Source organism: Wolbachia endosymbiont (group A) of Apotomis capreana (assembly GCF_964027025.1).
Lineage (GTDB): Bacteria > Pseudomonadota > Alphaproteobacteria > Rickettsiales > Anaplasmataceae > Wolbachia > Wolbachia pipientis.
This window is the reverse complement of record NZ_OZ034721.1, coordinates 259,475-282,610: the sequence shown is the minus strand read 5'-3', so window position 1 is coordinate 282,610 and position 23,136 is coordinate 259,475. Positions and strand designations below refer to the sequence as shown.

The 23,136-nt window shown below is 35.5% G+C and carries 23 protein-coding genes and 1 pseudogene; 12 read left to right on the top strand and 12 right to left on the bottom strand.

What is annotated here, in order from left to right; all coding sequences use genetic code 11:
• Positions 1–100: 100 nt before the first annotated feature.
• The 3 genes from AAGD50_RS01410 to purE all read right to left on the bottom strand — a co-directional run bounded on the left by AAGD50_RS01410 (position 101) and on the right by purE (position 5,953).
• A complete protein-coding gene (locus AAGD50_RS01410) occupies positions 101–2,755 on the bottom strand; it encodes a 2-oxoglutarate dehydrogenase E1 component (RefSeq protein WP_264723780.1) in 2,655 nt (884 codons plus the stop codon).
• Between the two features lie 881 nt (positions 2,756–3,636).
• Positions 3,637–5,454 (bottom strand): DNA mismatch repair endonuclease MutL, encoded by a 1,818-nt coding sequence (mutL, locus tag AAGD50_RS01405; RefSeq protein ID WP_264723781.1) that lies wholly within the window; start codon positions 5,452–5,454, stop codon positions 3,637–3,639.
• A gap of 7 nt (positions 5,455–5,461) precedes the next feature.
• Positions 5,462–5,953, bottom strand: coding sequence for a 5-(carboxyamino)imidazole ribonucleotide mutase (gene purE / locus AAGD50_RS01400; protein WP_006280351.1), 492 nt, complete (start codon positions 5,951–5,953; stop codon positions 5,462–5,464).
• Between the two features lie 400 nt (positions 5,954–6,353).
• Between purE and AAGD50_RS01395 the strand changes: the two genes are divergently transcribed.
• The 9 genes from AAGD50_RS01395 to AAGD50_RS01355 all read left to right on the top strand — a co-directional run bounded on the left by AAGD50_RS01395 (position 6,354) and on the right by AAGD50_RS01355 (position 12,144).
• Positions 6,354–6,647 carry a helix-turn-helix transcriptional regulator gene (locus AAGD50_RS01395; RefSeq protein WP_341810065.1) on the top strand — a complete coding sequence of 98 codons (294 nt, stop codon included), beginning with the start codon at positions 6,354–6,356 and terminating at the stop codon, positions 6,645–6,647.
• A gap of 60 nt (positions 6,648–6,707) precedes the next feature.
• Positions 6,708–7,115 carry a DNA-directed RNA polymerase subunit omega gene (gene rpoZ, locus AAGD50_RS01390; RefSeq protein ID WP_007548528.1) on the top strand — a complete coding sequence of 136 codons (408 nt, stop codon included), beginning with the start codon at positions 6,708–6,710 and terminating at the stop codon, positions 7,113–7,115.
• 28 nt (positions 7,116–7,143) lie between these two features.
• Positions 7,144–7,389, top strand: coding sequence for a monovalent cation/H+ antiporter complex subunit F (locus AAGD50_RS01385; RefSeq protein WP_007548527.1), 246 nt, complete (start codon positions 7,144–7,146; stop codon positions 7,387–7,389).
• Positions 7,390–7,395: 6 nt separating this feature from the next.
• The gene (gene mnhG, locus AAGD50_RS01380) at positions 7,396–7,683 is read left to right on the top strand and encodes a monovalent cation/H(+) antiporter subunit G (protein WP_155969497.1); all 288 of its coding nucleotides are present in this window, start codon (positions 7,396–7,398) and stop codon (positions 7,681–7,683) included.
• Between the two features lies 1 nt (position 7,684).
• On the top strand, positions 7,685–8,212 hold the full coding sequence (locus AAGD50_RS01375; protein WP_015589497.1) for a DUF4040 domain-containing protein: 528 nt from the start codon (positions 7,685–7,687) through the stop codon (positions 8,210–8,212).
• Positions 8,205–8,624 carry a Na(+)/H(+) antiporter subunit B gene (locus AAGD50_RS01370; protein WP_006279705.1) on the top strand — a complete coding sequence of 140 codons (420 nt, stop codon included), beginning with the start codon at positions 8,205–8,207 and terminating at the stop codon, positions 8,622–8,624. Before AAGD50_RS01375 ends, AAGD50_RS01370 begins: the two co-directional genes overlap by 8 nt.
• Positions 8,621–8,932: a cation:proton antiporter subunit C gene (locus tag AAGD50_RS01365; protein ID WP_006279706.1), complete on the top strand. Its 312-nt coding sequence runs from the start codon at positions 8,621–8,623 to the stop codon at positions 8,930–8,932. The genes AAGD50_RS01370 and AAGD50_RS01365 overlap by 4 nt, the downstream gene beginning before the upstream one ends.
• Positions 8,933–9,070: 138 nt before the next feature.
• Positions 9,071–11,023, top strand: coding sequence for an RNA polymerase sigma factor RpoD (rpoD, locus tag AAGD50_RS01360; RefSeq protein WP_341810064.1), 1,953 nt, complete (start codon positions 9,071–9,073; stop codon positions 11,021–11,023).
• Between the two features lie 140 nt (positions 11,024–11,163).
• On the top strand, positions 11,164–12,144 hold the full coding sequence (locus tag AAGD50_RS01355) for an SGNH/GDSL hydrolase family protein (protein ID WP_010082050.1): 981 nt from the start codon (positions 11,164–11,166) through the stop codon (positions 12,142–12,144).
• Between the two features lie 174 nt (positions 12,145–12,318).
• Here AAGD50_RS01355 and AAGD50_RS01350 read toward each other — a convergent pair whose 3' ends face one another.
• From AAGD50_RS01350 to carB, 4 genes are all read right to left on the bottom strand, one after another.
• Positions 12,319–12,696 carry a hypothetical protein gene (locus AAGD50_RS01350; protein WP_245994753.1) on the bottom strand — a complete coding sequence of 126 codons (378 nt, stop codon included), beginning with the start codon at positions 12,694–12,696 and terminating at the stop codon, positions 12,319–12,321.
• Positions 12,653–12,913 (bottom strand): IS110 family transposase, encoded by a 261-nt coding sequence (locus AAGD50_RS01345; protein WP_010082049.1) that lies wholly within the window; start codon positions 12,911–12,913, stop codon positions 12,653–12,655. Before AAGD50_RS01345 ends, AAGD50_RS01350 begins: the two co-directional genes overlap by 44 nt.
• Complete coding sequence (locus AAGD50_RS01340) at positions 12,910–13,125, bottom strand: hypothetical protein (protein WP_080717592.1); 216 nt, start codon at positions 13,123–13,125, stop codon at positions 12,910–12,912. Before AAGD50_RS01340 ends, AAGD50_RS01345 begins: the two co-directional genes overlap by 4 nt.
• A 164-nt stretch (positions 13,126–13,289) precedes the next feature.
• A complete protein-coding gene (gene carB / locus AAGD50_RS01335) occupies positions 13,290–16,745 on the bottom strand; it encodes a carbamoyl-phosphate synthase large subunit (protein WP_264723785.1) in 3,456 nt (1,151 codons plus the stop codon).
• 138 nt (positions 16,746–16,883) lie between these two features.
• Here carB and AAGD50_RS01330 point away from each other — a divergent pair, with 138 nt between their 5' ends.
• A complete protein-coding gene (locus AAGD50_RS01330; RefSeq protein WP_238514577.1) occupies positions 16,884–17,045 on the top strand; it encodes a hypothetical protein in 162 nt (53 codons plus the stop codon).
• Between the two features lie 361 nt (positions 17,046–17,406).
• Here the strand turns inward: AAGD50_RS01330 and AAGD50_RS01325 are convergent.
• The 3 genes and pseudogenes from AAGD50_RS01325 to AAGD50_RS01315 form a co-directional block, all read right to left on the bottom strand.
• A pseudogene (locus AAGD50_RS01325) lies at positions 17,407–18,169 on the bottom strand (IS5 family transposase).
• Positions 18,170–18,363: 194 nt separating this feature from the next.
• Complete coding sequence (locus AAGD50_RS01320; RefSeq protein ID WP_012673418.1) at positions 18,364–19,119, bottom strand: SDR family oxidoreductase; 756 nt, start codon at positions 19,117–19,119, stop codon at positions 18,364–18,366.
• A complete protein-coding gene (locus AAGD50_RS01315) occupies positions 19,106–19,921 on the bottom strand; it encodes a YihY/virulence factor BrkB family protein (RefSeq protein ID WP_264723786.1) in 816 nt (271 codons plus the stop codon). Before AAGD50_RS01315 ends, AAGD50_RS01320 begins: the two co-directional genes overlap by 14 nt.
• Positions 19,922–20,056: 135 nt before the next feature.
• On the opposite strand from AAGD50_RS01315, the gene AAGD50_RS01310 reads away from it, so the two are divergent.
• Both AAGD50_RS01310 and AAGD50_RS01305 read left to right on the top strand, forming a co-directional pair.
• Complete coding sequence (locus AAGD50_RS01310) at positions 20,057–20,380, top strand: TrbC/VirB2 family protein (protein ID WP_264723787.1); 324 nt, start codon at positions 20,057–20,059, stop codon at positions 20,378–20,380.
• Between the two features lie 20 nt (positions 20,381–20,400).
• Positions 20,401–20,718 (top strand): TrbC/VirB2 family protein, encoded by a 318-nt coding sequence (locus AAGD50_RS01305; RefSeq protein ID WP_341810063.1) that lies wholly within the window; start codon positions 20,401–20,403, stop codon positions 20,716–20,718.
• 666 nt (positions 20,719–21,384) lie between these two features.
• On the opposite strand, the gene recF is transcribed toward AAGD50_RS01305, so the two are convergent.
• Together recF and bcp are read right to left on the bottom strand one after the other, a co-directional pair.
• Positions 21,385–22,482 carry a DNA replication/repair protein RecF gene (recF, locus tag AAGD50_RS01300; RefSeq protein WP_265024544.1) on the bottom strand — a complete coding sequence of 366 codons (1,098 nt, stop codon included), beginning with the start codon at positions 22,480–22,482 and terminating at the stop codon, positions 21,385–21,387.
• Positions 22,483–22,498: 16 nt separating this feature from the next.
• Entirely contained in the window at positions 22,499–22,966 is a 468-nt protein-coding gene (bcp, locus tag AAGD50_RS01295; RefSeq protein ID WP_015589489.1) for a thioredoxin-dependent thiol peroxidase, read from the bottom strand.
• Between the last annotated feature and the right edge of the window lie 170 nt (positions 22,967–23,136).

Below are 23,136 nucleotides of genomic sequence, written 5' to 3'. Positions count from 1 at the left end.
TAATGCGTTTTCTATTGCGCCTGGCTGCAGCGCGTGATGCAACCGGATTCAAGTGTCAGCTACTTTTATAGCACCACTTCTGCTTCAATAACTGTAAATACTAAGCGATCTGTCTTAAAATCTCCTCTTGTTGCTGAGCATGTACACTAGCATAACCACATGCAGGAGATGCAGCAGCAGGTCTTGCAATGCACTTAGGTCTTTTTGCTTGAATATCGAGATTGGACAACACTTCTTCTATCAATGGGTTGACAAAAAACCATCCTCCCATATTTTTTGGTTCTTCTTGACACCATATAATTTCAGCGTTTTTGTACTTTTCAAGTTCATTACTTAGTTTATCGGCAGGAAACGGATAGAATTGTTCTAAACGTATTACTGCTATATCGTTTATTTTTTGTGCTTCACATACTTCAATTATGTCGTAGTAAACTTTACCGCTGCATATTACAACTTTACGTATTTTATCATTTAGAACCAAATCTGTTCTACATTCTGGAATCACCGTGAGGAATTTTCCTTCAAAGTCAGATAGGTTAGATACTGCTCTTTTGTGGCGCAGTAGCGATTTAGGTGTAAACACTACCAAAGGCTTACGAAAGTCTCTATGCATTTGTCTGCGTAAGACATGGAAGTAATTCGCCGGAGTGGAACAATTAACTACCTGCATATTATCCTCTGCGCAGAGTTGCAAAAATCTCTCTATACGTGCGGAGCTATGCTCAGGTCCCTGTCCTTCATAACCATGAGGCAGCAATAAAACTAGACCGCTTGATCGCAACCACTTTGTTTCTGCAGATGCGATAAACTGGTCGATCATAATTTGCGCACCGTTTGCAAAATCACCAAATTGTCCTTCCCAGAGCACCAGTGAATACGGAGAATCAAGACTATATCCATATTCAAAGCCCATTACAGCATACTCAGATAGTGCGCTATCTATGACCTCAAAGTGAGCTTGCTTTTCATTTATATTGTTTAGCGGAATAAATGCTTCTTCTGTTACCTGATCAACAAGCCTTGAATGACGGTGCGAGAAAGTTCCACGACCAGAGTCTTGTCCTGATAAACGCACTCCTATTCTTTCTGTGAGCAGTGATGCAAACGCAAGACTTTCGGCAGTTGCCCAGTCTATATTACTACCAAAATTTATGCTGTCTATTCTGCCATCGAGTATTTTTCTAACCTTATTGTTAATGTTAAAGTTACTTGGGATATTGCTATTTATACGCACACCTAATTTTTTCAGCTCATCTGGCGGAACACCAGAATCCGTGTAGTATTCGCTCAAATCGTTCAGCTTTGCTCTTCTTAATTTTGACCACACTCCACCGAACCAGTCAGCTTTTTTTGGAGTGTAAGTCACTGATTCAGCAAGACTTTTATCTAATTTTGCCCTGAATTCACTGCGTAATTTATTTACTTCATCACCACTTAATACTTTCTCTGCAGTCAATTTTTCTTCATACAATGTTCCAGGAGTTTTATGCTTTGATATCGCCTTATACATAAGTGGCTGAGTGAAATTCGGTTCATCACCCTCATTATGGCCATATTTGCGGTAACATATTATGTCAATCACTACGTCCTTTTTAAATTTCTGCCTATATTCCATCGCCAAATTCGCAACAAAACTCACAGCTTCAGGGTTATCTCCATTAACGTGAAACACTGGAGCTTCTATTGATTTTGCTATGTCAGTGCAATAAAAAGAGGATCGCGCACAACACGGATTAGCAGTAAAACCAACTTGGTTATTAATGACAATGTGCACAATGCCATCCACTTTATAGCCTTCAATATTGCTTAAGGTTAAAGTTTCAGCAACCACTCCTTGACCGATGAAAGCCGCATCACCATGAATTGATATGCCAAGCACAGATCTTATATTCTGTTTTGCTCTTATTCTTCCAGCCAAAACCGGATTTACCGCTTCAAGGTGAGATGGATTAGGGCATAAACTTAAATGTATTTTCTTACCACCGGCAAGTGTTTGATCAGAAGAGTAACCAAGGTGATATTTAACATCACCGGACACCTCAAGACCACCTGGATATGCAAGATTGCCTTGAAATTCAGATAGCATTGCCGCATATTCTTTGCCCATAACTTTGGTTAGAATATTGAGTCGTCCGCGGTGAGCCATGCCAAGAACTATTTCTTCAATACTAAAAGCTGCAGAATCACTAATGATTCTCTCAATTGCAACGATAGCTGATTCCCCACCTTCGATAGAAAAACGTTTATATCCAGGAAATTTCATATGGAGAAATTGCTCGAACATCTCAGATTCAATTAAGTGCCTCAGTATTTCCTTTTTATCTTGTGAACTCAGCGTATAGGTTTGATTTTCGATCTTTTCCTGCAGCCACATCCTCTCCTCATAAGAGGAGATATGCATAAATTCAAAACCGATGTTCTTGCAGTAAATATCTCTATAGATTCCAGCGTCACTTGCCGGATATAGATTCGAATATTTCTGATAATCTACTTCCTTATTCACATTGGGTGATAACGGATTAAGATCCGCAAAAAAATGACCGTAAGATCTGAAAAAATTTGCTAAACTAGAAACTGAATCATCCACCTTAGTTACATGTTGTGCACCGCAGGTCTCCGCTTTATTAACTTCTAAATTGCTTGAAAAAATTCTATACCAATCCTCCCCGATTGATTTATCACCCTGCAAATAACGGCTATACATTTCTTCCACAAATTCTGCATTATCACCATAAAGGCAGCTTAAACTCGACATAATCACTATAAAAAGTATCAAATACTTATAAGTATAACTTAAGTTTTTTAAAAAAGAACTTTTTTAGTTTCTATACGTCATACCGCCGCGGTATCTCTTAACATAGATCCCGCTAACACGTAGCGGGATGACGATTGTCAGGGTGTCATTCCAGCGCGTGACGCTGGAATCCAGTTTTTATTTGCAGCCTACTTGACTCGAAGCTAAGTTTTCTGGATCCAAATAGTCAAGGCACTGGGATGACAAAAAAAGGAGCACTGGAATGACAAAGCTATAGGTTGCAAGCGAGACGTCATACCGCCGCGGCGCTAACAAGAGATCCCGCTAACACGTAGCGGGATGACGGTTGTCGTTTAGCTATAAACATTAAGAAATTTACTAAGCGAAAAAAAAGGCAAAAGAAGCCCCGTGGTTGGCTAATTACTTACATTATACTTTCAAGTATGGCGTTTTTTTATTCTAAACGCTTAATAACCGCGATTTAGCTGCTTTTTAATGCAACTAACCTTTAGTCATAAATGTTTAAGAAATTTACTAAACAGAAAAAAAGACAAAAGAAACCCTAGGGTAGCTAATTATTCACTATCCATTTTTTAAGTTGGCGTTTTTTTATGTTTTAAATGCTTTATAAGCGCATTTTAGCTTATATTAGGTAAAAACCTAGAATTTTATAAAGACATAAGGTGCACATAGTGCAAAAAATTAAACATGAGACGCCAGATTCGTGAGTTTTTTTGTCATTTAATCTGTACAGAGAAGATAAATAAATAGCTTCACTTTCATGATAAGGGGGCTGACGGAGTTTGTCAAGGAAGTTTTTTCGTTTCTATGAGCTACTTGGATGACGAGAAAGGAGCACTTACATATTTATGGCAACCTCATTACCTACGCTCAAAAAGTTTTTCAATATCACTGAGTTTCATTTCTATATAAGTTGGTCTTCCGTGGTTGCATTGCCCGGAATATGGGGTTTTTTCCATTTGTCTCAGCAGCTCATTCATTTCATCTAACCTCATTTTTCTACCCGCTCTAATTGATCCATGACAAGCGATAGTGGCCAATATTTTGTTCACTTTATCTTCTACTGGCAATGTATCTTCTATTTCCGTTAATCTATCGACTATATTAATTAGCATCTCTTTCACATCTATTGCTCCCAAAATTGCAGGGATTTCTTTTACTATCACTTTATTTTCTGATTTGATCTCAATATCAAAACCCATTTCAAATAACTTATCTTTATAAACTTCAATCATCTCCATTCCGGCTTGATTTTTGATTTCAACCGTTTCAGGAAGAAGTAGTTTTTGTCTTTTTATACTTGATTTTTGTTTTAAGCATTCATATACTAGTCTTTCATGGGCTGCATGCTGATCGACTATAATCAATTTGTCTCTTACCTCGGCAATAATGTAAGTATTATAGACCTGACAGCGTGCAAACCCGAGTGGGTGGCTCTCTATCAAATCAACTTGCTCTAACACCTTTTTTTCTAGAACCATAGCCTCCGCTTGTGCTGGGAATTTCTGTATGCCGGTATAATCAAACGATTTTGACTGTTCTGATAAGCCTTTTGCTTTTTCATTTGGAGAAGCAAATTCTTTTATTAGTTGATTTTCAAAAGGACTTGGCCTTCTTTCATTTTGAACATTAGGTTTATCAAAAGGATCTGGCAATGTTGAATCCATTTTCTGGTCATGCGCTAGAAAGGTGCCTATCCTTCTTGACAATGCTTTAATTAATCCTCTTGTCACTATCTCATATATGAGCTTCTTATTCTGAAACCTTACTTCTGACTTATTTGGATGCACATTTACATCTACTTGATCATAAGGTATCTCTAAATGTAACGCTGCGAAAGGATACCTATCGCTTGGAATAAAATCATGATATGCATACCTAACTGCGCCAATAAGTAAATTATCTTTAATTGGCCTTCCATTAACAAACGTATAGATCTGAGTGGACTTACCACGATTGACGGTCGGCTTACAGATGTGTCCCGTAAGTTTAATGTCGTCTTCTTCTTCATTGATCTCCAAAGAATTGCCCTGAAATTCTTCTTCTACTTCACACAATCTATGAAATAACGAAGTCTGCTTAGCGTATTTTAAGAGCTTTTTATTACCTGAAGTGAGAGTAAACCCTATATGATAGTTAATCATTGCTAGGTTATTTACAATATCAACAATGCTTTGAGTTTCTGCTCTTTCGGTTTTTAGAAATTTTAGTCTATTTGGAGTGGCAAAAAATAAATCTCGTACTTCAATATGTGTCCCTTGCGATAAAGAGTAAGGAGTTTGCTCCCCTATTTTCTCTCCACCCTCATAACTTATAGACCATGCTTCACTTGCTTCTCTTGCCTTAGACGATAATTTTATCCTACTTACTGCTGCAATTGAAGGCAGAGCTTCTCCTCTAAAGCCAAGATGCTTGATTTCTATCAACTCACTATCGCTCAATTTTGAAGTAGCATGGCGCATAAACGCAAGTTCTAAATCGTTTTTTTCTACTCCGTTACCATCATCTGTCACAATAATAAGGTTACGCCCACCACTTTCTATTTTGATCTCTATTTCTAAACTTCCAGCATCTATTGCATTTTCCACTAACTCCTTTACCACACTTGCTGGCCTTTCTATCACCTCCCCCGCTGCTATACGGTTTATGGTTTTTGTGTCTAAAAGAATTATTGCCATAGATTTATTATGAAACTGGTTTTTCTTTTACTTCTTTGGTCTGTTTCTCTCTCCACTTTTTTAACCTACCTGCAATTTCACTGTTGGAAATTGACAATATAGATACGGCAGTAATGGCAGCATTATATGCTCCATTTTCTCCTATAGACATGGTTGCAACTGGAACACCCTTTGGCATTTGAACTATAGAGAGTAGACTGTCCAGCCCATTTAATTGTTTACTATGCACAGGAACGCCGATAACTGGTAAACAAGTTAGTGACGCAACCATACCAGGTAAATGAGCTGCACCTCCTGCACCAGCTATAATAACCTTAAAACCTTCTTCTTGTGCAGATTTAGCAAAATTGAAGAGCCTTTCTGGTGTTCTATGTGCAGATATTATGAATATATCATGTGAAACTTCTAATGCTTTTAACATATCAACAGTATGGACCATAGTGGTGTAATCTGACTCACTTCCCATAATAACAGCAACATCTTTTTTTATTTTTGTCATATTCAACACAATTTTACTTACTAACTAAATAATGTTCCAGCTAAAAAGCAACAAATATTTAAATTATATTATAAATATAATTTATAGAATTCTCGTTAAAATAGAAATTTTAAAAATTTAAATAAATATTTATATTAAGATATAGAGATATAAACTTCTTATGTAAGATAAATTTATAAAATAATTATTTTTGTATTTCAAGCTTTGTAATCTTAGCTTGTTCTTTCTATAAATGGTTTTTTCAGATAGACTGATGGTAAAATGGTAATTTAAAATTACTAGAAATTTGATAAAAATATTAATATATAATCAACTTAAAGTTTTAAATATTGATATCATATAATTATTGACAAGTTACATAATATTTAATAAAGTTAATTGATATGTGAGTGTAAGAATTATGGAAATAATATCGTTAAATAACTTAGACAGTGCAGGAATAAAAACAAAGTTGCTTTATATAATAAATAAAATTATAGAAAAAAATGCTTGGACTCAGGCTTTTGCAGCTGAGAAACTTGGTATTGATCAGCCAAAGGTATCGCAAATTAAAAATGGTATAGATGGTTTTTCTTTAGAGCGATTGTTAGGATTTCTAAAAAAACTTGATCATGAGATAACAATCACGATGACAGAAAGCCAAGAAATAAAATCTGAGGCAGAAAAAGTAAAACATGAAGTTGAATCGCAATAGATACAAAGTTGACAACTTGTTTTTTGTGATATAGTATAAAACTTATTAAGGTAGTATCTTATGGCTGAGTCTATTGTAGAAAAGTGTATAGAACGGGTAAGTAACCGTTTCAAATTGGTTCTGTTGGCAAGTCAAAGAACACATGATTTAAATACAGGGGCAAGTAATCCAATTCAAGCAGCTAAGTTTAAAGGTCATAAAAATACCATAGTTTCCTTACATGAAATAGCAGGAAAACAGGTGGATACTCATGAGCTGTTTAGCCTTTTGGTAGGTAGATGCAAGGAATACATGAAAGGAAATATGAATAATGTTTACAGCAGTAATACAAGTAAGCTAGCGAATTTATTAAATTTTTCTGATAACACAGATCTTGATGCAAGTCAAGAAAGCCAAGATTATGAAGTGGATGGTGAAATAGATGATGAAATAAATGATCAAGATGGCGATGAAGAAGTATCCGTTTAGAAATCTACTGAAGTCACATAGTCTTTAAATGATTTGCATTGCTATCTATACACTGTTGTTCTGTATGAGTGTAATGTTGTGTTGCATAGTGTCTAAGTCAAATGATGTGTACAATAAGGTTTTAGCGTTCAATAATTTCTCAACGCAAGTAGTTGTACTTATAACAGCAATATCAATCATTCTGAATAATTTTTTTTTAATTGATATAGCATTGTTGTATGCTAGCGTTAGCTTTATATCAACTATAGCACTAATGAGATTAATGTTGTTTTGATAATTTATGATAGGATCCATTTTCATATTTTTAGGTATTTGTTTGATAATTATTTCAAATATAGGGGTGATCAGATTTCCTGATTTCTATACTAGGTTAAATGCAGCAGGTATTACAGATTCTAGCGGTGCAACGTTATTGTTAATTGGTTTTGCTTTGCAGAATGGATTTTCAATCAATACTGTTAAAATAGTATTATTAATTTTTATAATATGGGTAGCTAACTCAACTAATAGCTATATTTTAGCGCGCACTCATTATAAAGTTAAGAAAAAAACTGTTAAAGAAGGCTAAGGTGTTAGAAATATTAAATGTAGTGTTACTTTTGTTGTTACTAACAGTTACGGTTTTTATAGTTTTCTCGCGACATTTAGTCGTAAGTGCTGTTCTAATGTGTGTATTTAGTTCACTGATTGCGCTTATATACTTAATTATGAATGCACCTGATGTTGCAATTACTGAAGCTTCTGTTGGTGCGGGGCTCAGTACAGTTTTTACGTTTGCAGCACTCTCCTTGATAAAGAATCATAAAGTAAATCTATCTCATAACCCTATAACGCTTTTTTTTATGTTATTTCTGGCTGTATGTTTGTCATATTTTATGATTCAATTGCCAGATTTTGGCAGCCACAATGCTCCGATCCACTTGCATGTTGCTCCTTATTATGTGGAAAATACCGAAAAAGCTACCGGTATTCCTAATATAGTGACAGCTATTTTGGCAAGCTTTCGTGGTTATGACACGTTTGGAGAAACTATAGTAGTTTTTACTGCTGCGCTTTGTATAACGTTGATATTAAAAGAAGAAAAAGAAAATGATTAAAGATCCGATATTAAATGCAGTAACATTTTTGATGATACCTTTTATCATTTTATTTGGTTTATACATACAATTTCACGGTGATTACACTCCGGGTGGAGGTTTTCAAGCAGGAATAATTATTGCCTCCGGGATAATATTATATTCAATGCTATTTGGTGTATCTACAACTCTAAAAGCAATACCTTATTCTGTGATTAGATTGACTAACGTGTTAGGTATTTTAATTTATGGAGGAACGGGCGTTGCAACAACTTTACTTGGCCAAAATTTTTTATCTTATGATATCTTGTTAACCAATAATAGAACCGGTCAAAAATTAGGTATTTTTTTGGTGGAATTAGGTGTAGCATTTACTGTCTGCTCCTCTATGTTAATTATATATATAAATTTTGCTCGTAGGAAAAAACAATGACTTTATATAATTATACGATTATTATTGTATTAATGGTGCTAGGTTTATATATTATTATAAACGATAAAAATTTAATCAAGAAAATGATAGGGGTAAGCGTCTTCCAAGCATCTGTTTTGTTATTTTACATATCTCTAGGATATATAAAAAGTTCCTTGCCTCCTATATTGGTTTCAAATTTTTATTCATATAGCAATCCTATACCCCATGTTTTAATGCTTACTGCTATAGTGGTTGGAATTGCAACATTTTCAGTTGGATTATCCATAGCAGTAAAAATGGAAGAAAAGTATGGAACAATCGATTAAGACAAGTGTACATAAATTAACAGTATCTTAAACTATATGAAGTAACAAATAGCCACAAGTTAAAAGTAAAATTATAGACTTGCTCGTTGTAAGTTTGTTTGTTAATAAGAAATAAAATTATAAACTATAAAGGTAATGATGTCAACTATTAATGGTGCAGAAGATAAGAAAAAAATTATCAAAGATCTGGTAACTAAGAGTATAAAAAAGGGTGGTTTTATCACCTTTGATGATATAAATGATAAATTATCAGATGAAAATTTTTCGTCTGACTTTATAGATGATGCTATATCTTTATTGCAGGATTTCGGAATTAATGTGCTTGAAAGTAGCGAAGATGAAGAAGATATTCCTTCCAACAGTGATGATAGTAAACTTGATGATGATGACACATCGCCAAATGTTACTGCAACTTTAGTACAAAATGATGATCCAGTGAGGATTTATTTACAAGACATGAGCTCCGTAAAGCTTTTATCAAGGGCAGATGAAATCGAGATAGCAAAAAAAATTGAATCTGAAAAGCATAACATGTTACGTGCAATAATTGAAACATCAGTAACATTAAAGGTGATAAAAGTATGGCGTGATGATTTAAGTAATGGAGCTCTCTTACTGAGAGAAATTATAGATCTGGATGCAATTTATAACTCTGATTTTAATGTGGTACCCAAAGAAGAAAGTGAAGAGAGTGAAGAAAGTGCTGAAGATGTTGAGGATTCTGAGGATGTTTCTGAAGATGCTGAGTACTGTAGTGATGATGAGAAAGATAGTAAAAAAAGTGATGATGAGAAAGACGGTAATAATGAAGATATAAGTTCAGTCAATTTAAATGTTTCTATTCTTGAAATGGAAAGTGACTTATTGCCAAAGGTCATAGTTGCATTGGATGAGATAATTACTTTAACAAATGAAGCGTTGATATTAAGAAAAAATTCTAAAAATTTCTCTAATGAGCTAGAAAATTTGTATAATCAAATATGGTCTATAGCATTACAAATTAAGTTAAGTGATGCTGCTGTTGCCAGAATTACACAAGAACTTTATAAGATAAATAGATCCATTACGCTTGAAGAGGCTAATCTTATTGCTGAGGCTAGAAAATACGATATCGATAGAGAAAGTTTCTATAAAGTTTATGATGACGTGCTTTTAAAGCACGAATTGAAAAAGATAAGTCTTTTAAAGATCAATGAAAATCAGTCCTCTTTTACAGGTGAATTAAAAAACAAATTTTTAAGGTTTATAGACGATAACTCTGAACATATAGCTAGTACCTTGAACGGTATTAAGCAGCATATACAGGAAGATAACGTACAAGAATTTAAGGAGCTAATCAAGAGAATACAAAAACACGAACGAGAAGTCTCTGAAGCAAAGCAAGAAATGATTAAGGCTAACTTAAGGCTAGTAGTTTCCATTGCTAAGAAGTATTCAAAAAGAGGCCTTGATCTGCTTGATTTGATACAAGAAGGCAATATTGGTCTTATGAAGGCCGTGGATAAGTTTGATTACAAACGTGGATATAAATTTTCAACTTATGGCACTTGGTGGGTAAGACAATCAATCACTAGAGCAATACCTGAGCAGTCTAAAGTAGTTAGAATACCAGTTCATATGGTGGAAATTATCAGTAAAATCAACAGAGCATTAAGAAAGATGACTCATGAGATGGGAAGAGAGCCGACGTTAGAGGAATTGAGTGTAGAACTGACAATGCCACTGGAAAGAATACGCAAAGTTATGAAAATAGCAAGGGATCCAGTAAGTCTTGAAGCTCCAACAGGAAAAGATGATAGTAGTACCTTTGGTGATTGTATAGAAGACAAGCGAGTCTCCAGGCCAGAGGATGCTGCAATACTTGCTGACTTGCGTGGCATTACAACCAATGTTCTTGCAACTTTAACACCAAAGGAAGAAAGAATTTTAAGAATGCGTTTTGGCCTTGGTAAAGATGGGAAGGAACATACCTTAGAAGAAGTAGGAAAAATTTTTAATGTAACACGTGAGAGAATTAGGCAAATAGAGGCAAAAGCACTGCGCAAGTTGAAACATCCAAGCCGTGCTAGAAAACTTAGAGGGTTCTTTTAAGTATACGTGTCAAGTTAAGAAGAAGCTGATTTTGCCCGGAAAAAGTGGAGAGCAAGTTAGGCCAAAGTTGTATAATTTCACCGCTATTTTTCTTTTTCTATGAATCTAATGAAACAACATGCTAATCTACGGTAAATATTATGACAAACAAAAATGACAATTCTAATTCAAAGTATAGAAATTTTTATGTTCTGGGTGATAGCTTATCCGATAATGGCGCAATCATTGGAATTTTAAATAATTTATCCTTTGCAAAAAGCGTAAAATTTGATGATCCTTTTTATCAAGGAAGATCTTTTAGCAATGGCCCTACTGCTGTTGAATATATAGCAAAATATTTAGATTTAGATGAATTTAAACCTGGGTGGAGTTATTCATTTTTTGGGAGATGCCACGAACAGCAAGGTCAGAATTACGCAGTTTCATATGCAACAGCATCTGAAATTTTTGACCCTATTTTTTCTTATTTCTTCAATAAATTTCGTTTAGCTAACCAGCTAGATGCGGTAATTAAACATCATCCAGATATAGGTAAAGAAGATTTATTTTGCATCATAATCGGCGGAAATGATGTTATGGTTGCCACTGCTTATGACGATACTAAAGCGGAAGAAGTGTTGGAACAAGCAGTGAGTGAAATATGTAATGCACTTAAGGTTCTAAATGAACATGGTGTTAAGCATGTAGTTGTTGCAAATGCACCTGAAGTTGGCTCAATACCAGCTTTTAATAGAGATGAAGAAGCAAGGGAACTAGCTACAAAGCTCACGGAGAGTTTCAATGCAAAACTGGCTAAAGGCTTAGATTATATGAAGAAAAGTACAAATCTTGAAATAAAAGCATTTGATCTTAACTCTAAAATGAGAAGTATGTTTAGCGAATACAAGAGCAAAGGTTTAAATTGTCAAGATGCATGCACATCGAACATTGCAGACCAAGTTGGGAGATTTAAAGAAAATATAAAAATACTCTTAAAGTTGATATTTAAAGGGGAACTTGACGTTCACTATAACCCTGGGTGTAGCAAAGAAACACTAAAGGATTATTTCTTTTTTGATTATTTCCATCCAACTGCGGAACTTCATCATGAAGTTGGTAATGAAGTGTATGAGTTGATTTGACACAGTTTTTTGAACATATCCTTTTAAATAGTAACCAGACTGCATTCTGTGATTTTTAGCAAAACACGATCTTTCATTTGAGCTTTCTTCAATTTAAAATAAATACAGAAAATTGCTGCCTATAGCTAAACTGACTTAGATTTACCGATAATTTGAAAAACCGTCATCCCGCTACTATATAGTTATTGATATATATTTTCTTTTAAGCTCTTGGTTTTGATCGATAAATGTAATCATTTCATCTTCTAAAGTTTTAATTTGATTACGTAAAATTGCAAGAAGTTCCTCTATTTGTTTGATTATAGATGTATCAGTTACCTGTTGGATTTGGGTTTTTTGTATTTTTGCTATTTCTACAAGTTGGTTTCTACGAGATAATTTTTGTTTCAAGCAATCAATATTACCATTACTAACTGTTAAAGGAGTAACACGCATATCTGTATTATTAATATAACGTGAGATGATACTGCAGTCTATTTTATCAGTTTTTGTAGTAATACCAAGGCTTTTAGCATAGTCTCTCCCACCTTGGTTGAATGACGTACACCTCAAAACCATTGCTTAGTAAAGTATAGGCACATAATTTTTCGTATCCACCAGTTGCCTCAAGACCAATTTTGGTTACATTATGCAAACGTAAAAAGTCCAGCATTTCATCAATGGATTGTACATTGTTTTCAAATATTTTATAATGCTCAAGTGGGTGAATGTGGAGATCTAATTTACTTTTGCTAACATCAATGCCAGCAATAATGTTTGATGAATTCATAATTCCTCCGTAATAATAACATATACTGCATTTTCCAGCCTTATATACGAGCCTAAAAGCTCAATCAGTTGTTCGGAACTTTCAGTATAATAAACCAGAGAAGAGAACCTTGCTGAACAACGATTCTTATAATCAAGGGGCGTGACGATTCCTCTTCTCTGTGTGTCTTTAATCTCACTACTTTGATATTTATAAAGACTTGTTCTTAACATATAAGGGAAGTGTCCTCTAGGTGAGATTGTGGAGCATTCGTTGCAGCATTTGGCTGTTCAATTACGCTAGTTGATTCTTTAGGTATACTATTTCCTTCAAAATTTCCATCTTTTTATTATGTTCTCTTTAGCATTTTGAGAGTGAATTATTCTAGTTTTGATATTTAAACGTTTTGTATCTGCTGTAATGATTTCACTTCCAGTTTGCTATTCTTTACATATTGAATTGCAAGCACTAACGCTTTACTTCCGGAAGCTGTGGTGCTGTAAGCTATATTTTGCAAAATAGCAGTTCTCCTGATATCTTTGCTGTCTGAGACTGACTTTACACCTTTTGAAGTATTAATCACTAGATTTATTTTTCCATCTTTGAGCATATCAACTATGTGGGGTCTGCCTTCTCTTACTTTATTTACAGCTTGTGCAGCAATGCCGTTATTGTTCAGATACGAAGCTGTGCCTTTGGTGGCATATATTTCAAAACTCAGTTCTTTCAACATTCGTGCAACTGGCAATATATACTTTTTATCATCATCTTTTACTGAAACCAGAGCTGTTCCTTCTGTTGGTAACTTGTATCCTGCAGCCATGTGCGTTTTTGCAAGTGCAGCTTCAAATGATGAGTCAATTCCCATCACTTCTCCTGTTGATTTCATTTCAGGACCAAGTAAAGTATCAACTCCTGCAAAGCGGGTAAATGGAAAAACAGCAGCTTTAACTGCAAAATGATTGAAAGGCTTGTTTTCCTGATTCAATTTTTTACCCAAAATAACTTGAGTGGCAAGCTTTGCAATAGGAATATTGATTACCTTGGAAATAAAAGGAACGGTTCTACTAGCTCGTAAATTTACTTCAAGTATGTATACATCACTAGACCTCTTGCATAACTCGATTTCTGAAGGCAATTTTGTCGTCAAAGCTTGTCTGCGCTCCTCAAATACATTCGAGTATTCTGTGGTGCTCATCTGCACTTTTCCTAAAAATTTCTCATCACAAACAGGTTCTGCAAGAGGTCTATTCTCTTGAACAGCAAACTGAATGTTTATCAGACCTTTCACTTCTAGTGCAAGAGCTATTCTTTCAGTTTGGAGCTCGATCTCTTTTATTACTTCGTCACTCAATGTATTTGTCGGTATTGAGCATGTTGAATCACCAGAGTGGATACCAGCTTCTTCAATATGCTCCATGACCGCTGCAATGAAAACTTTTTCCCCATCACATACAGCATCAACGTCAACCTCAACTGCATTGACTAAAAATTTATCAAGAAGCAGCGAACCATGCTCAAAGATTTTAGTTTGATCTAAGACGTACTCTTTAAAGCTCTGAGTATCGTGTCTAATCGACATAGACTGACCGCCGAGGACATATGATGGCCTGACTACTAGTGGAAACCCCACCTTTTCTGCGTTGGTTAACGCTTCTTCTACTGAATGGCAGATAGAATTTTCAGGTTGTTTTAAATTAAGTTGCAAAGCAAGGTTTTTAAACCTCATGCGATCTTCTGCAAGGTCAATAGAATCAAACGAAGTTCCCAAAATTTTGAAACCTCTCTCGTTAAGCACTTTGGCTAACTTTAAAGGTGTTTGACCACCTATTTGAACTATTACACCAACCAGTGTGCCATTTTCTTGCTCTTTACTTAGTATTTCAAGCACATCCTCTGCAATGAGTGGTGCAAAATATAAACGATCAGCGGTATCGTAGTCAGTTGAGACAGTTTCGGGATTACAGTTGATCATTATTGTTTCATACCCCATTTCTTTGGCGGCAGAAGCTGCATGTACGCATGCATAATCAAACTCAATACCTTGACCAATGCGATTTGGACCACTTCCTAAAATGACAACCTTTTCTCGGTCAGAAATATTCGCCTCACATTCCGTTTTATTTTCAACATCACCCTCATAGCAGCCATACATATAAGCAGTGCTCGATTCAAATTCAGCTGCACAGGTGTCTACGCGTTTATAAACTTGTTTAATGCCAAATTTTTTTCTTATTTCTTCGATTTGTTTTACTCGATCTCCAGCGTATAACGCTGGCTGGATCCCAGTGTCACGCACTGGGATGACATTAGAGGGTACTGGAATGACAGAGGTAGGTCTATTACTTAACTTTGCCAATCTTGCATCTGAAAATCCCATTTTTTTCATCTCTAACATTTCATATGCAGTCTCAGGAAGGCCGTTTTCCTTGATTTTTTGTTCAGCCAAGATGATTTGCTGTATATTTTGCAGAAACCATAAGTCATATCCTGTAATCGAATTTATTTCTTCTATGCTAATTCCGTGGCGCATTGCGTCAGCAGCAATCAGTAATCTGTTTGGTAGCAATTTTGCTAATTGAGATTTTACGTGATCAATATCAATGTTCTCAGGAAATACTTCATCAAGTCCTGTAAGATCAGTTTCAAGTGAACGAAAAGCTTTCTGCAGTGACTCATTAAAAGTGCGGCCTATAGACATCACTTCTCCCACTGATTTCATGGAAGTTGATAATTCACAATTCGTCCCCTTAAATTTCTCAAACTCAAATCGAGGGATTTTAGTGACGATATAATCAATCACTGGTTCGAATGCTGCTGGTATTATTGGAGCGCAGTCGTTACGTATTTCATCGAGCGAATAGCCAATAGCAAGTTTAGTTACAACTTTTGCAATAGGATAGCCTGTTGCTTTCGAAGCAAGTGCAGAAGAGCGAGAAACTCTTGGATTCATTTCAATTACAACGAGGCTTCCATCTTCTTTAGGATTCACTGCAAACTGAACATTTGCACCACCGGCACTAACATCAATTTCTCTCAGCACTGCTATAGATGCATTTCTCATCTGTTGGTATTCTACGTCACGCAGAGTCAAAGCAGGAGCAACAGTTATGCTATCCCCAGTGTGCACTCCCATCGGATCAACATTTTCTATCGAACAGACTATTATGCAGTTATCTTTACAATCGCGGATAACTTCCATTTCATATTCTTTCCAGCCGATAATTGATTCATCTATCTGAACTTCATTTATTGGCGAAATTTTAAGAGCACTTTCTGCAATGTTAAAAAACTCCTCTTTATTATATGCTATGCCACTACCTGCGCCACCAAGAGTGAATGATGAACGAATGATTGCTGGTAATCCAACGTAATCCAAAGCCTTTTTTATTTGTTCTTGATTTTTTATAATGATACTTTTGGGGTATTTCAGTCCTATTCTATCCATGGACTGGCGGAATAACTCTCTATCCTCTGCTTTTTTTATTGCTTCTCTATTTACCCCTATTAATTCTACGTTGTATTTGTCTAACACTCCATCATCTGCAAGTTTTATTGCACAATTGAGCGCTGTTTGCCCGCCCATTGTTGGCAATATTGCGTCTGGCCTCTCCTTAATTATAATTTTCTCTATGATTTCAGGCAGTACCGGCTCAATATACGTCGCATCAGAAAACTCAGGATCTGTCATTATAGTTGCGGGGTTGGAGTTAACCAAAATGACTTTATAACCTTCGCTTTTTAATACTTTACAGCTTTGCGTTCCGGAATAATCAAACTCGCATGCCTGACCTATAACTATTGGGCCTGCTCCTATTACTAATATAGATTCTATATCTGTGCGTTTCGGCATAATTACAATAACGGTCTCTATTCAAGTAATGTTACCAATCTTTCCTGTATATGTGAATTTTTATTAAACCTATTAGCTAATTACTTTTAGGCTTGACGCATAACTGTACGAACATTGCAATTTGCGTGGCAGATTCCAGTGCTTGACACACAGCTGTACAAACATTCATTTTTGAAGGTAAATTGCACAGCAAATGATGTCATTCAAGTAGCTGACACTGGTTCCTTTATGACGGCAGTGCCCAGAGGTGTCATCCCAGTCTGGGATGGCTTTGTTGCATCGCTACTTATGAAAGGCTAACTATAGTTAGGATTATAAGCAACCTATTGAAAATCTTGTTTTTTTGCAATCAATCTGATCAAATTTAAGAATAGTAATTTGTTATTTATATTAATAAATTTAATTCTATTGAAAATAGCTAAAGCATTGAAATTCTTGAATTTTAGCCGGATTGGTAAATGGTAGTGAAATTTCTTTTACTCAAATTTAGGTATTCATTGACCGTTCTTGTTATAAATACCAGAATAATAAGCTACTGATATTCCCTATCTTTTTTATCTTTAATCCATCATAGCTAGCGATGCAACAAAGCCCACTGGAATCCAGGTTGTAACCGTTCACGGATTGTGAGAATGAATAAAGAACTAGGCAGTGTCGACATTTATTTTAACCAAAGATAAATGCCAGCAATGTGAACAAAAGACAGAAAAGCTATGGCCAATTTGTCGTAGCGTGTAGCAACTCTGCGGAAGTGCTTGATTTTGTTGAACATCCTTTCGATTAAGTTTCTCTCTTTATACAATTCTTTGTCATATTCTCTTGGTGTTTTTCTGTTGGAACGCGGTGGGATTACTGGCTCAGCATTTACAGCTTCTGCAGCCTCAATCATATAATTTGCGTCATACCCTTTATCGGCAATAAGTGCCTCCATGTTCTTGCCTTCTATCAGGTCTAAAGCTTTTACGTAATCCGATCTTTGCCCTGCAGTAACAAAGAATCTCAGTGGGTTGCCCAAAGCATCACAAGCAGCGTGTAATTTGCTTGAAAATCCTCCTTTGCACCGTCCCAGCTCTTGTTCTTGTCTACCAGTTTCCACATTTTTTTCTTGCACCAGCAGCATGTTGATGTGCCCTGATTATTGTTGAGTCTATCATGAGCCACTCTGTGTCTCCATTAACAGCTAATGTGTTGAAAATCATCTGCCAAACACCAGATTTTGCCCACCTTATAAAACGTTTATGTACACTTGACCATTTTCCATACTCAGCCGGCAATGCTCTCCATGTTGCTCCTGTTCTACCTATCCACATTATTGCAGCTACGAATCTCCTGTTATCTTTTGCGCTTCTTCCTCTATCTCCTTCCTTACCTGGCAGACTGTTTTTTATTCTCTCCCATTGCTCATCTTTTAAATCATATAGCATTCTCTTTACCTATTAATAAAGAGTACTCTATATCACTATTTTTTTATGTCGACAAGACCTAGATTCCAGTGTCAAGCACTGGAATGACACCATAGAGGCACTGGGATGACATCCTTCCTAGTGGAGATTACTCTCAAATCACAATGTTCATACAGTTGTGGGCTTAACGGTATCTTTGCAGATACTATGGTAATTTATTCGGGAGATTTGCTGAGCGGTAAGATTTTTCCTGATATGCTGCAGTCTTCAGAAGCTAATTCCACAAATTTATCTGTTAGTTTATCAGGTGACACCAATTCAGATCCAGGAAATGCCTGCTCACTACCCACAGGTCCTTCCGTGTATACAGCATTTACACATAATTTTGTATGTTTTGTCTCAGATGCATATATCTGCACCATTATTTCTAGTGCAACTTTACTTGCAGCATACGGCATCCAATATGGATAAGAGGAAGGAGAAAGTGTCACTTCTGAGGTCATGAATATCGCTCTTCCAGCATTAGACTTTTTTAGCATTGGATCTAAGTTTTTTAGTAAGTACCAATTGGCAGTAAAATTTGTATTCATTACGTTCTGTAGCTCTTCAATCTCACAGTCATGAATGGGGTTCAGTTTGCCTAAAATTCCAGCACACGCAACTAATATATCAAGTGCTCCAGATTCTGATAATTTCAGGCTTTCTATCATGTTTGTCAGTATCTTTACATTCTCAAAGTCTAAAAGATCAAGCTGAATTAGTTTCACAGAGCCTTCTTTAAATTCTTCAAGCTCTTCAATTTCATTATATAGTGGCTTGAGATTATCAAGAGATCTTGAAATCAGAATCACACATGCACCTTCTCTTATAAACCTTTTTGCAACAGCAGAGCCTACTCCACCTGAAGCTCCGGTGATTAAAGCTACTTTACCTTCTAACTTACCCATTTCTTTCTCCTTAGCGAGATCCATTGAAATATTTTAGCTGAAAATTGAATTTTGCTCCATATATAAAAATCAAACTTAGCACATAAAAAAATAGTAATGACACTACCACACCACCTAAACTTCCATATATCAAATCCAGTTGGTCAAAGGAAGCTTTTAAATATTGCTTAAAAGCTGAAGCAGAAATCGTCCAAAGAATAACAGCTACACAAGATCCAGGAAATACGTCTGATAAATTTTGTTTTATGTTTGGTAACATAAAATATAGCCAAGAGACTACTGTGAAAAGTACAAATTCAATAAGTAAATACCTAGTATAACTTAGCCCCTGATAGGAAAAATCAATTAGCATTGGTACTAGTGTAGAAAACACTATAGTTAGAGTTATAATAAGCGTGATTACTAAAAATTGTAATATACTTAGTACTCTTCTTAATATATAAGGCGGCGAAACCGGAACTTTATAGGCCTTATTGAGTATTGTTCTAAGCCCTTCAATTGTCGATGAAGCGGTCCAAACAGCACCTACAATTGCTAAAGTTAGTAAGCTTTGCGGCGGGCCTGATATTATCTCCCTAATACGCGGCATCAAAGATGATAAAATATCCTGTGGCATGTTATCAATGATAAATACCCAGCCAATGTTGTACTGGTCTAAAAAATTTGCGAATGTTGACGCCACAGCCATTAAAACGATGAGAAAAGGAAATATTGATAACAGAATTAAAAATGATAAATACCCTGCATGCTCCACTCCATCATTATAAATTGTGTCAATCAAAGCACGATAAAGGCAATAAACGATGCTGTAAAATTTCTGTAGCACTGTAATATAGACGAACCAAGAAAAGTATTCTAAATGAAATAAAGGATACTTTTAAGCAAAAAATCCTCACCATTTACTTAAATTTAATCAAAGTGAAGGATAATCCAGCATTAAATAGAAATTATCGGAGGGATAATGAAAAATTTTCTTCTACTTGTAGCTTTAATTCTCTCCTTTGCATTTGATGCAGGTGCTCCTCCTACTACTTTTGTTGATACAAATGATACAACATCATCGGTGATATGCAAGATAATAGGCTATACTCACGGCATAGGTGGCCCAATGATCACAATAGTGATAATTGGTGCAGCGTTGCTTGCAATATTCGGCAGAATGCCGTGGCCAGCGCTTTTTGCACTCGGTGCATTTACTGCTGTGTTTTTTGGCGCTCCTGTAGTCGTTTCAAAAATAACACCAGGAGGTGTGATTTGTAAAGACGGTGTAGTAACGAATAAGTAATAGAAATTATTGGAGGCATAATGAAAAATTTTCTTCTACTAGTGGCGTTAATTCTCTTCTTTGCATTTGATAATGTTTTTGCTAGCAGTGTTACTGATGACGCAACGTCAAACACAATATGCAAAATAGTAGGCTATACTCACGGCATAGGTGGCCCAATGATCACAATAGTGATAATTGGTGCAGCGTTGCTTGCAATATTCGGCAGAATGCCGTGGCCAGCGCTTTTTGCACTCGGTGCATTTACTGCTGTGTTTTTTGGCGCTCCTGTAGTCGTTTCAAAAATAACACCAGGAGGTGTGATTTGTGAAGACGGTGAAGTAAAGAATCATCCATAGAAATTATTGGAGGCATAAACGTAGTTTTCTTTACTTGAAAGTGGTCAAGCTGACCACTTTCAGTGTCTATGAATACCTAATAAATTCTCTTTCTGTAATCATATCAGTTAAAGTCTGGATTCCAGCGCCACGCGCTAGAATGACAAGGCTTATCGTCATGTCACCGCGAACCGTCATACCGCGATTCATTCGCGGTATCTCAGCCGCTAACAAGTAGCGGAATAACGGTTGTCGTTTAGCTATGAATATTAAGAAATTTACCAAATGAAAAAAAAGGCAAAAGAAGCCCTGGTCATTGTCTATTTTCAGTATTGGCGTTTTTTAAGTCTTAAACACTGCAATTTAGCTGCTTTTGAATGCAACTCACCTTAGTTTGAATGTTTAAGAAATTTACTAAGCAGAAAAAAAGGCAAAAGAAACCCCGTGTTAGCTAGTTGTCACTCTCTAATCCTGCAAAATCGGCGTACTATACTGTCTTAAACGACTTATAAGCGCGTTTCAGCTTATATAGGTAAAAACCCAGAAATGTTGTGAAGACATAAGGTGCACATAGTGTAAAAAATTAAAAATAAGACGCCAACTACGTTGTTTTCTTGCTGTTTAATCTGCACAGATGAAGATAACTGAATACCTTCAGTATCATGATAAGGGGGCTGGCGAGGTTTGTCAAGGAAGTTTTGCATTTAATTCATTTGATAATTCAAAAAACTTGAAAGAATAAAGATAGTTATTAAAATTATCTTGATTTACATCAGTTATCCAAGTTTGACATTGAATACTTAACATTTCCTCTATTAACGCCTTTCTGTAATGTTTATCCAGATGAGACATTATATCGTCAAGCAGAAGAAGTGGTGCCTTATTGTAATGAATACACCTTGCTTTTACACTGGATAAAATAATAGAAAGCAGTAATAACTTTTGTTCTCCAGTGGAGCACAGATTTATTGGTACGTTTCTTTTTTGACAAAAAACCCGAAAATTATCGTTATGCACACCAAAGGTTACTCTACCAGTCAATGAGTCTTTTTCTCTGTTTTCCTTTAGACGATTCTGAAAATATTCTGCAGTATCGTTCAAAGTTAGCTGGCTGCTGAATTTCAAACTTGCCTTTGGAAAAAGCTCACTGGAATGGTTATCAATTGTGTCTTGTAATATTTTTAAAACAGACGATCGCATACGTAAAATACTAACTGCATTAACAGCCATTATGTTTTCAAGACTAGAGAGCCAATTTTCGTCCAAGGTGTTCTCTCTCAACAGTTTACTTCGCTCACGTTTAGCTTTTCTGTGTTTCATGTAGCAGCAAGTGTAATTTTCCTCAAACAGTGAGACTATACGGTCTAAAAATTTTAATCTGTCACTTGGAGAATTAAGAAGAACATAGTCCATTTGTGGAATCAGCCATATTACATTGGATATCTTATACAGAGATGAATAACTTGATTGCGTTTTTCCATCAATTTGTATTAGTTTCTTATCAAAACTCTTTGCGATACCAATTGAATTAAAATCTGTTCCATTAAAAAAATCATAGTGCACTGCCCAATCTTCATTACTGAATCTATTTTGTATCTCACTGGCTTTTGCTTTTTTCATTCCATTGCTTTTAGCAAGCAACGAGATTGCTTCAAGTATATTAGTTTTACCAATACCATTTTTGCCAGTTATTACAACTGAGCTATCATCTGAATCCAGTTCAAAGTTTGAGTGGCTACGAAAATTATGTAATTTCAGCTTTTTTATGTAGCAATGGGTAGCCATTAACATATTCTTTAGTTTATATTCTCTTTACTTCTTCCAGAACCTCATCAACATGTCCACTAACTTTTACATTTTTCCAGATCTTCACTATTTTACCTTTTTTATCTATTAAAAAAGTAGTGCGTTCTATTCCCATATACTTTTTGCCAAACATACTTTTCTCTACCCAAACACCATATTTTCCCAACATTTCAGCATTCTCATCAGAAACTAAAGAAAACGGCAGAGAGTATTTTGCTTTGAAGTTAGTGTGGCACTTAACACTATCTTTTGATACACCAATTATCACTGTGTCAAGGGAAGAAAAATCATCTATTTTATCTCTAAAGCCTTTTGCTTCCATCGTACAACCCGGAGTATCGTCTTTAGGATAAAAATAAAGAGCTACATTTTTTTTATCAAAAAATTCACTCAGTGATAAATTTTCACCAGAATCTGTTGGTAAACTAAAATCAGGTGCATTATTTCCTACTACTAACTCCATACCTTGCTCCATTAATAACGCTTCTATCTATAGTAGTATATTGTAGTCAGAGTATCAAATTTTATATATAGCTAACACAGATAAGATTCTTAATAGGGGGCTTATTGATAACTGCCTTCTCGGCTTGCCGCTTTTGATAAAGTGTGGTTTTCGTCTGATGTAAGGCCATA

What these genes read in the sequence shown, in the direction of transcription:
- AAGD50_RS01410 (WP_264723780.1), bottom strand. Translation starts at nt 2,755, where the DNA reads ATGTCGAGTTTAAGCTGCCTTTATGGTGATAATGCAGAATTTGTGGAA.
- mutL (WP_264723781.1), bottom strand. Translation starts at nt 5,454, where the DNA reads ATGGCAATAATTCTTTTAGACACAAAAACCATAAACCGTATAGCAGCG.
- purE (WP_006280351.1), bottom strand. Translation starts at nt 5,953, where the DNA reads ATGACAAAAATAAAAAAAGATGTTGCTGTTATTATGGGAAGTGAGTCA.
- AAGD50_RS01395 (WP_341810065.1), top strand. Translation starts at nt 6,354, where the DNA reads ATGGAAATAATATCGTTAAATAACTTAGACAGTGCAGGAATAAAAACA.
- rpoZ (WP_007548528.1), top strand. Translation starts at nt 6,708, where the DNA reads ATGGCTGAGTCTATTGTAGAAAAGTGTATAGAACGGGTAAGTAACCGT.
- AAGD50_RS01385 (WP_007548527.1), top strand. Translation starts at nt 7,144, where the DNA reads ATGATTTGCATTGCTATCTATACACTGTTGTTCTGTATGAGTGTAATG.
- mnhG (WP_155969497.1), top strand. Translation starts at nt 7,396, where the DNA reads ATGATAGGATCCATTTTCATATTTTTAGGTATTTGTTTGATAATTATT.
- AAGD50_RS01370 (WP_006279705.1), top strand. Translation starts at nt 8,205, where the DNA reads ATGATTAAAGATCCGATATTAAATGCAGTAACATTTTTGATGATACCT.
- AAGD50_RS01365 (WP_006279706.1), top strand. Translation starts at nt 8,621, where the DNA reads ATGACTTTATATAATTATACGATTATTATTGTATTAATGGTGCTAGGT.
- rpoD (WP_341810064.1), top strand. Translation starts at nt 9,071, where the DNA reads ATGTCAACTATTAATGGTGCAGAAGATAAGAAAAAAATTATCAAAGAT.
- AAGD50_RS01355 (WP_010082050.1), top strand. Translation starts at nt 11,164, where the DNA reads ATGACAAACAAAAATGACAATTCTAATTCAAAGTATAGAAATTTTTAT.
- AAGD50_RS01345 (WP_010082049.1), bottom strand. Translation starts at nt 12,913, where the DNA reads ATGAATTCATCAAACATTATTGCTGGCATTGATGTTAGCAAAAGTAAA.
- AAGD50_RS01340 (WP_080717592.1), bottom strand. Translation starts at nt 13,125, where the DNA reads ATGTTAAGAACAAGTCTTTATAAATATCAAAGTAGTGAGATTAAAGAC.
- carB (WP_264723785.1), bottom strand. Translation starts at nt 16,745, where the DNA reads ATGCCGAAACGCACAGATATAGAATCTATATTAGTAATAGGAGCAGGC.
- AAGD50_RS01320 (WP_012673418.1), bottom strand. Translation starts at nt 19,119, where the DNA reads ATGGATCTCGCTAAGGAGAAAGAAATGGGTAAGTTAGAAGGTAAAGTA.
- AAGD50_RS01310 (WP_264723787.1), top strand. Translation starts at nt 20,057, where the DNA reads ATGAAAAATTTTCTTCTACTTGTAGCTTTAATTCTCTCCTTTGCATTT.
- AAGD50_RS01305 (WP_341810063.1), top strand. Translation starts at nt 20,401, where the DNA reads ATGAAAAATTTTCTTCTACTAGTGGCGTTAATTCTCTTCTTTGCATTT.
- recF (WP_265024544.1), bottom strand. Translation starts at nt 22,482, where the DNA reads ATGGCTACCCATTGCTACATAAAAAAGCTGAAATTACATAATTTTCGT.
- bcp (WP_015589489.1), bottom strand. Translation starts at nt 22,966, where the DNA reads ATGGAGTTAGTAGTAGGAAATAATGCACCTGATTTTAGTTTACCAACA.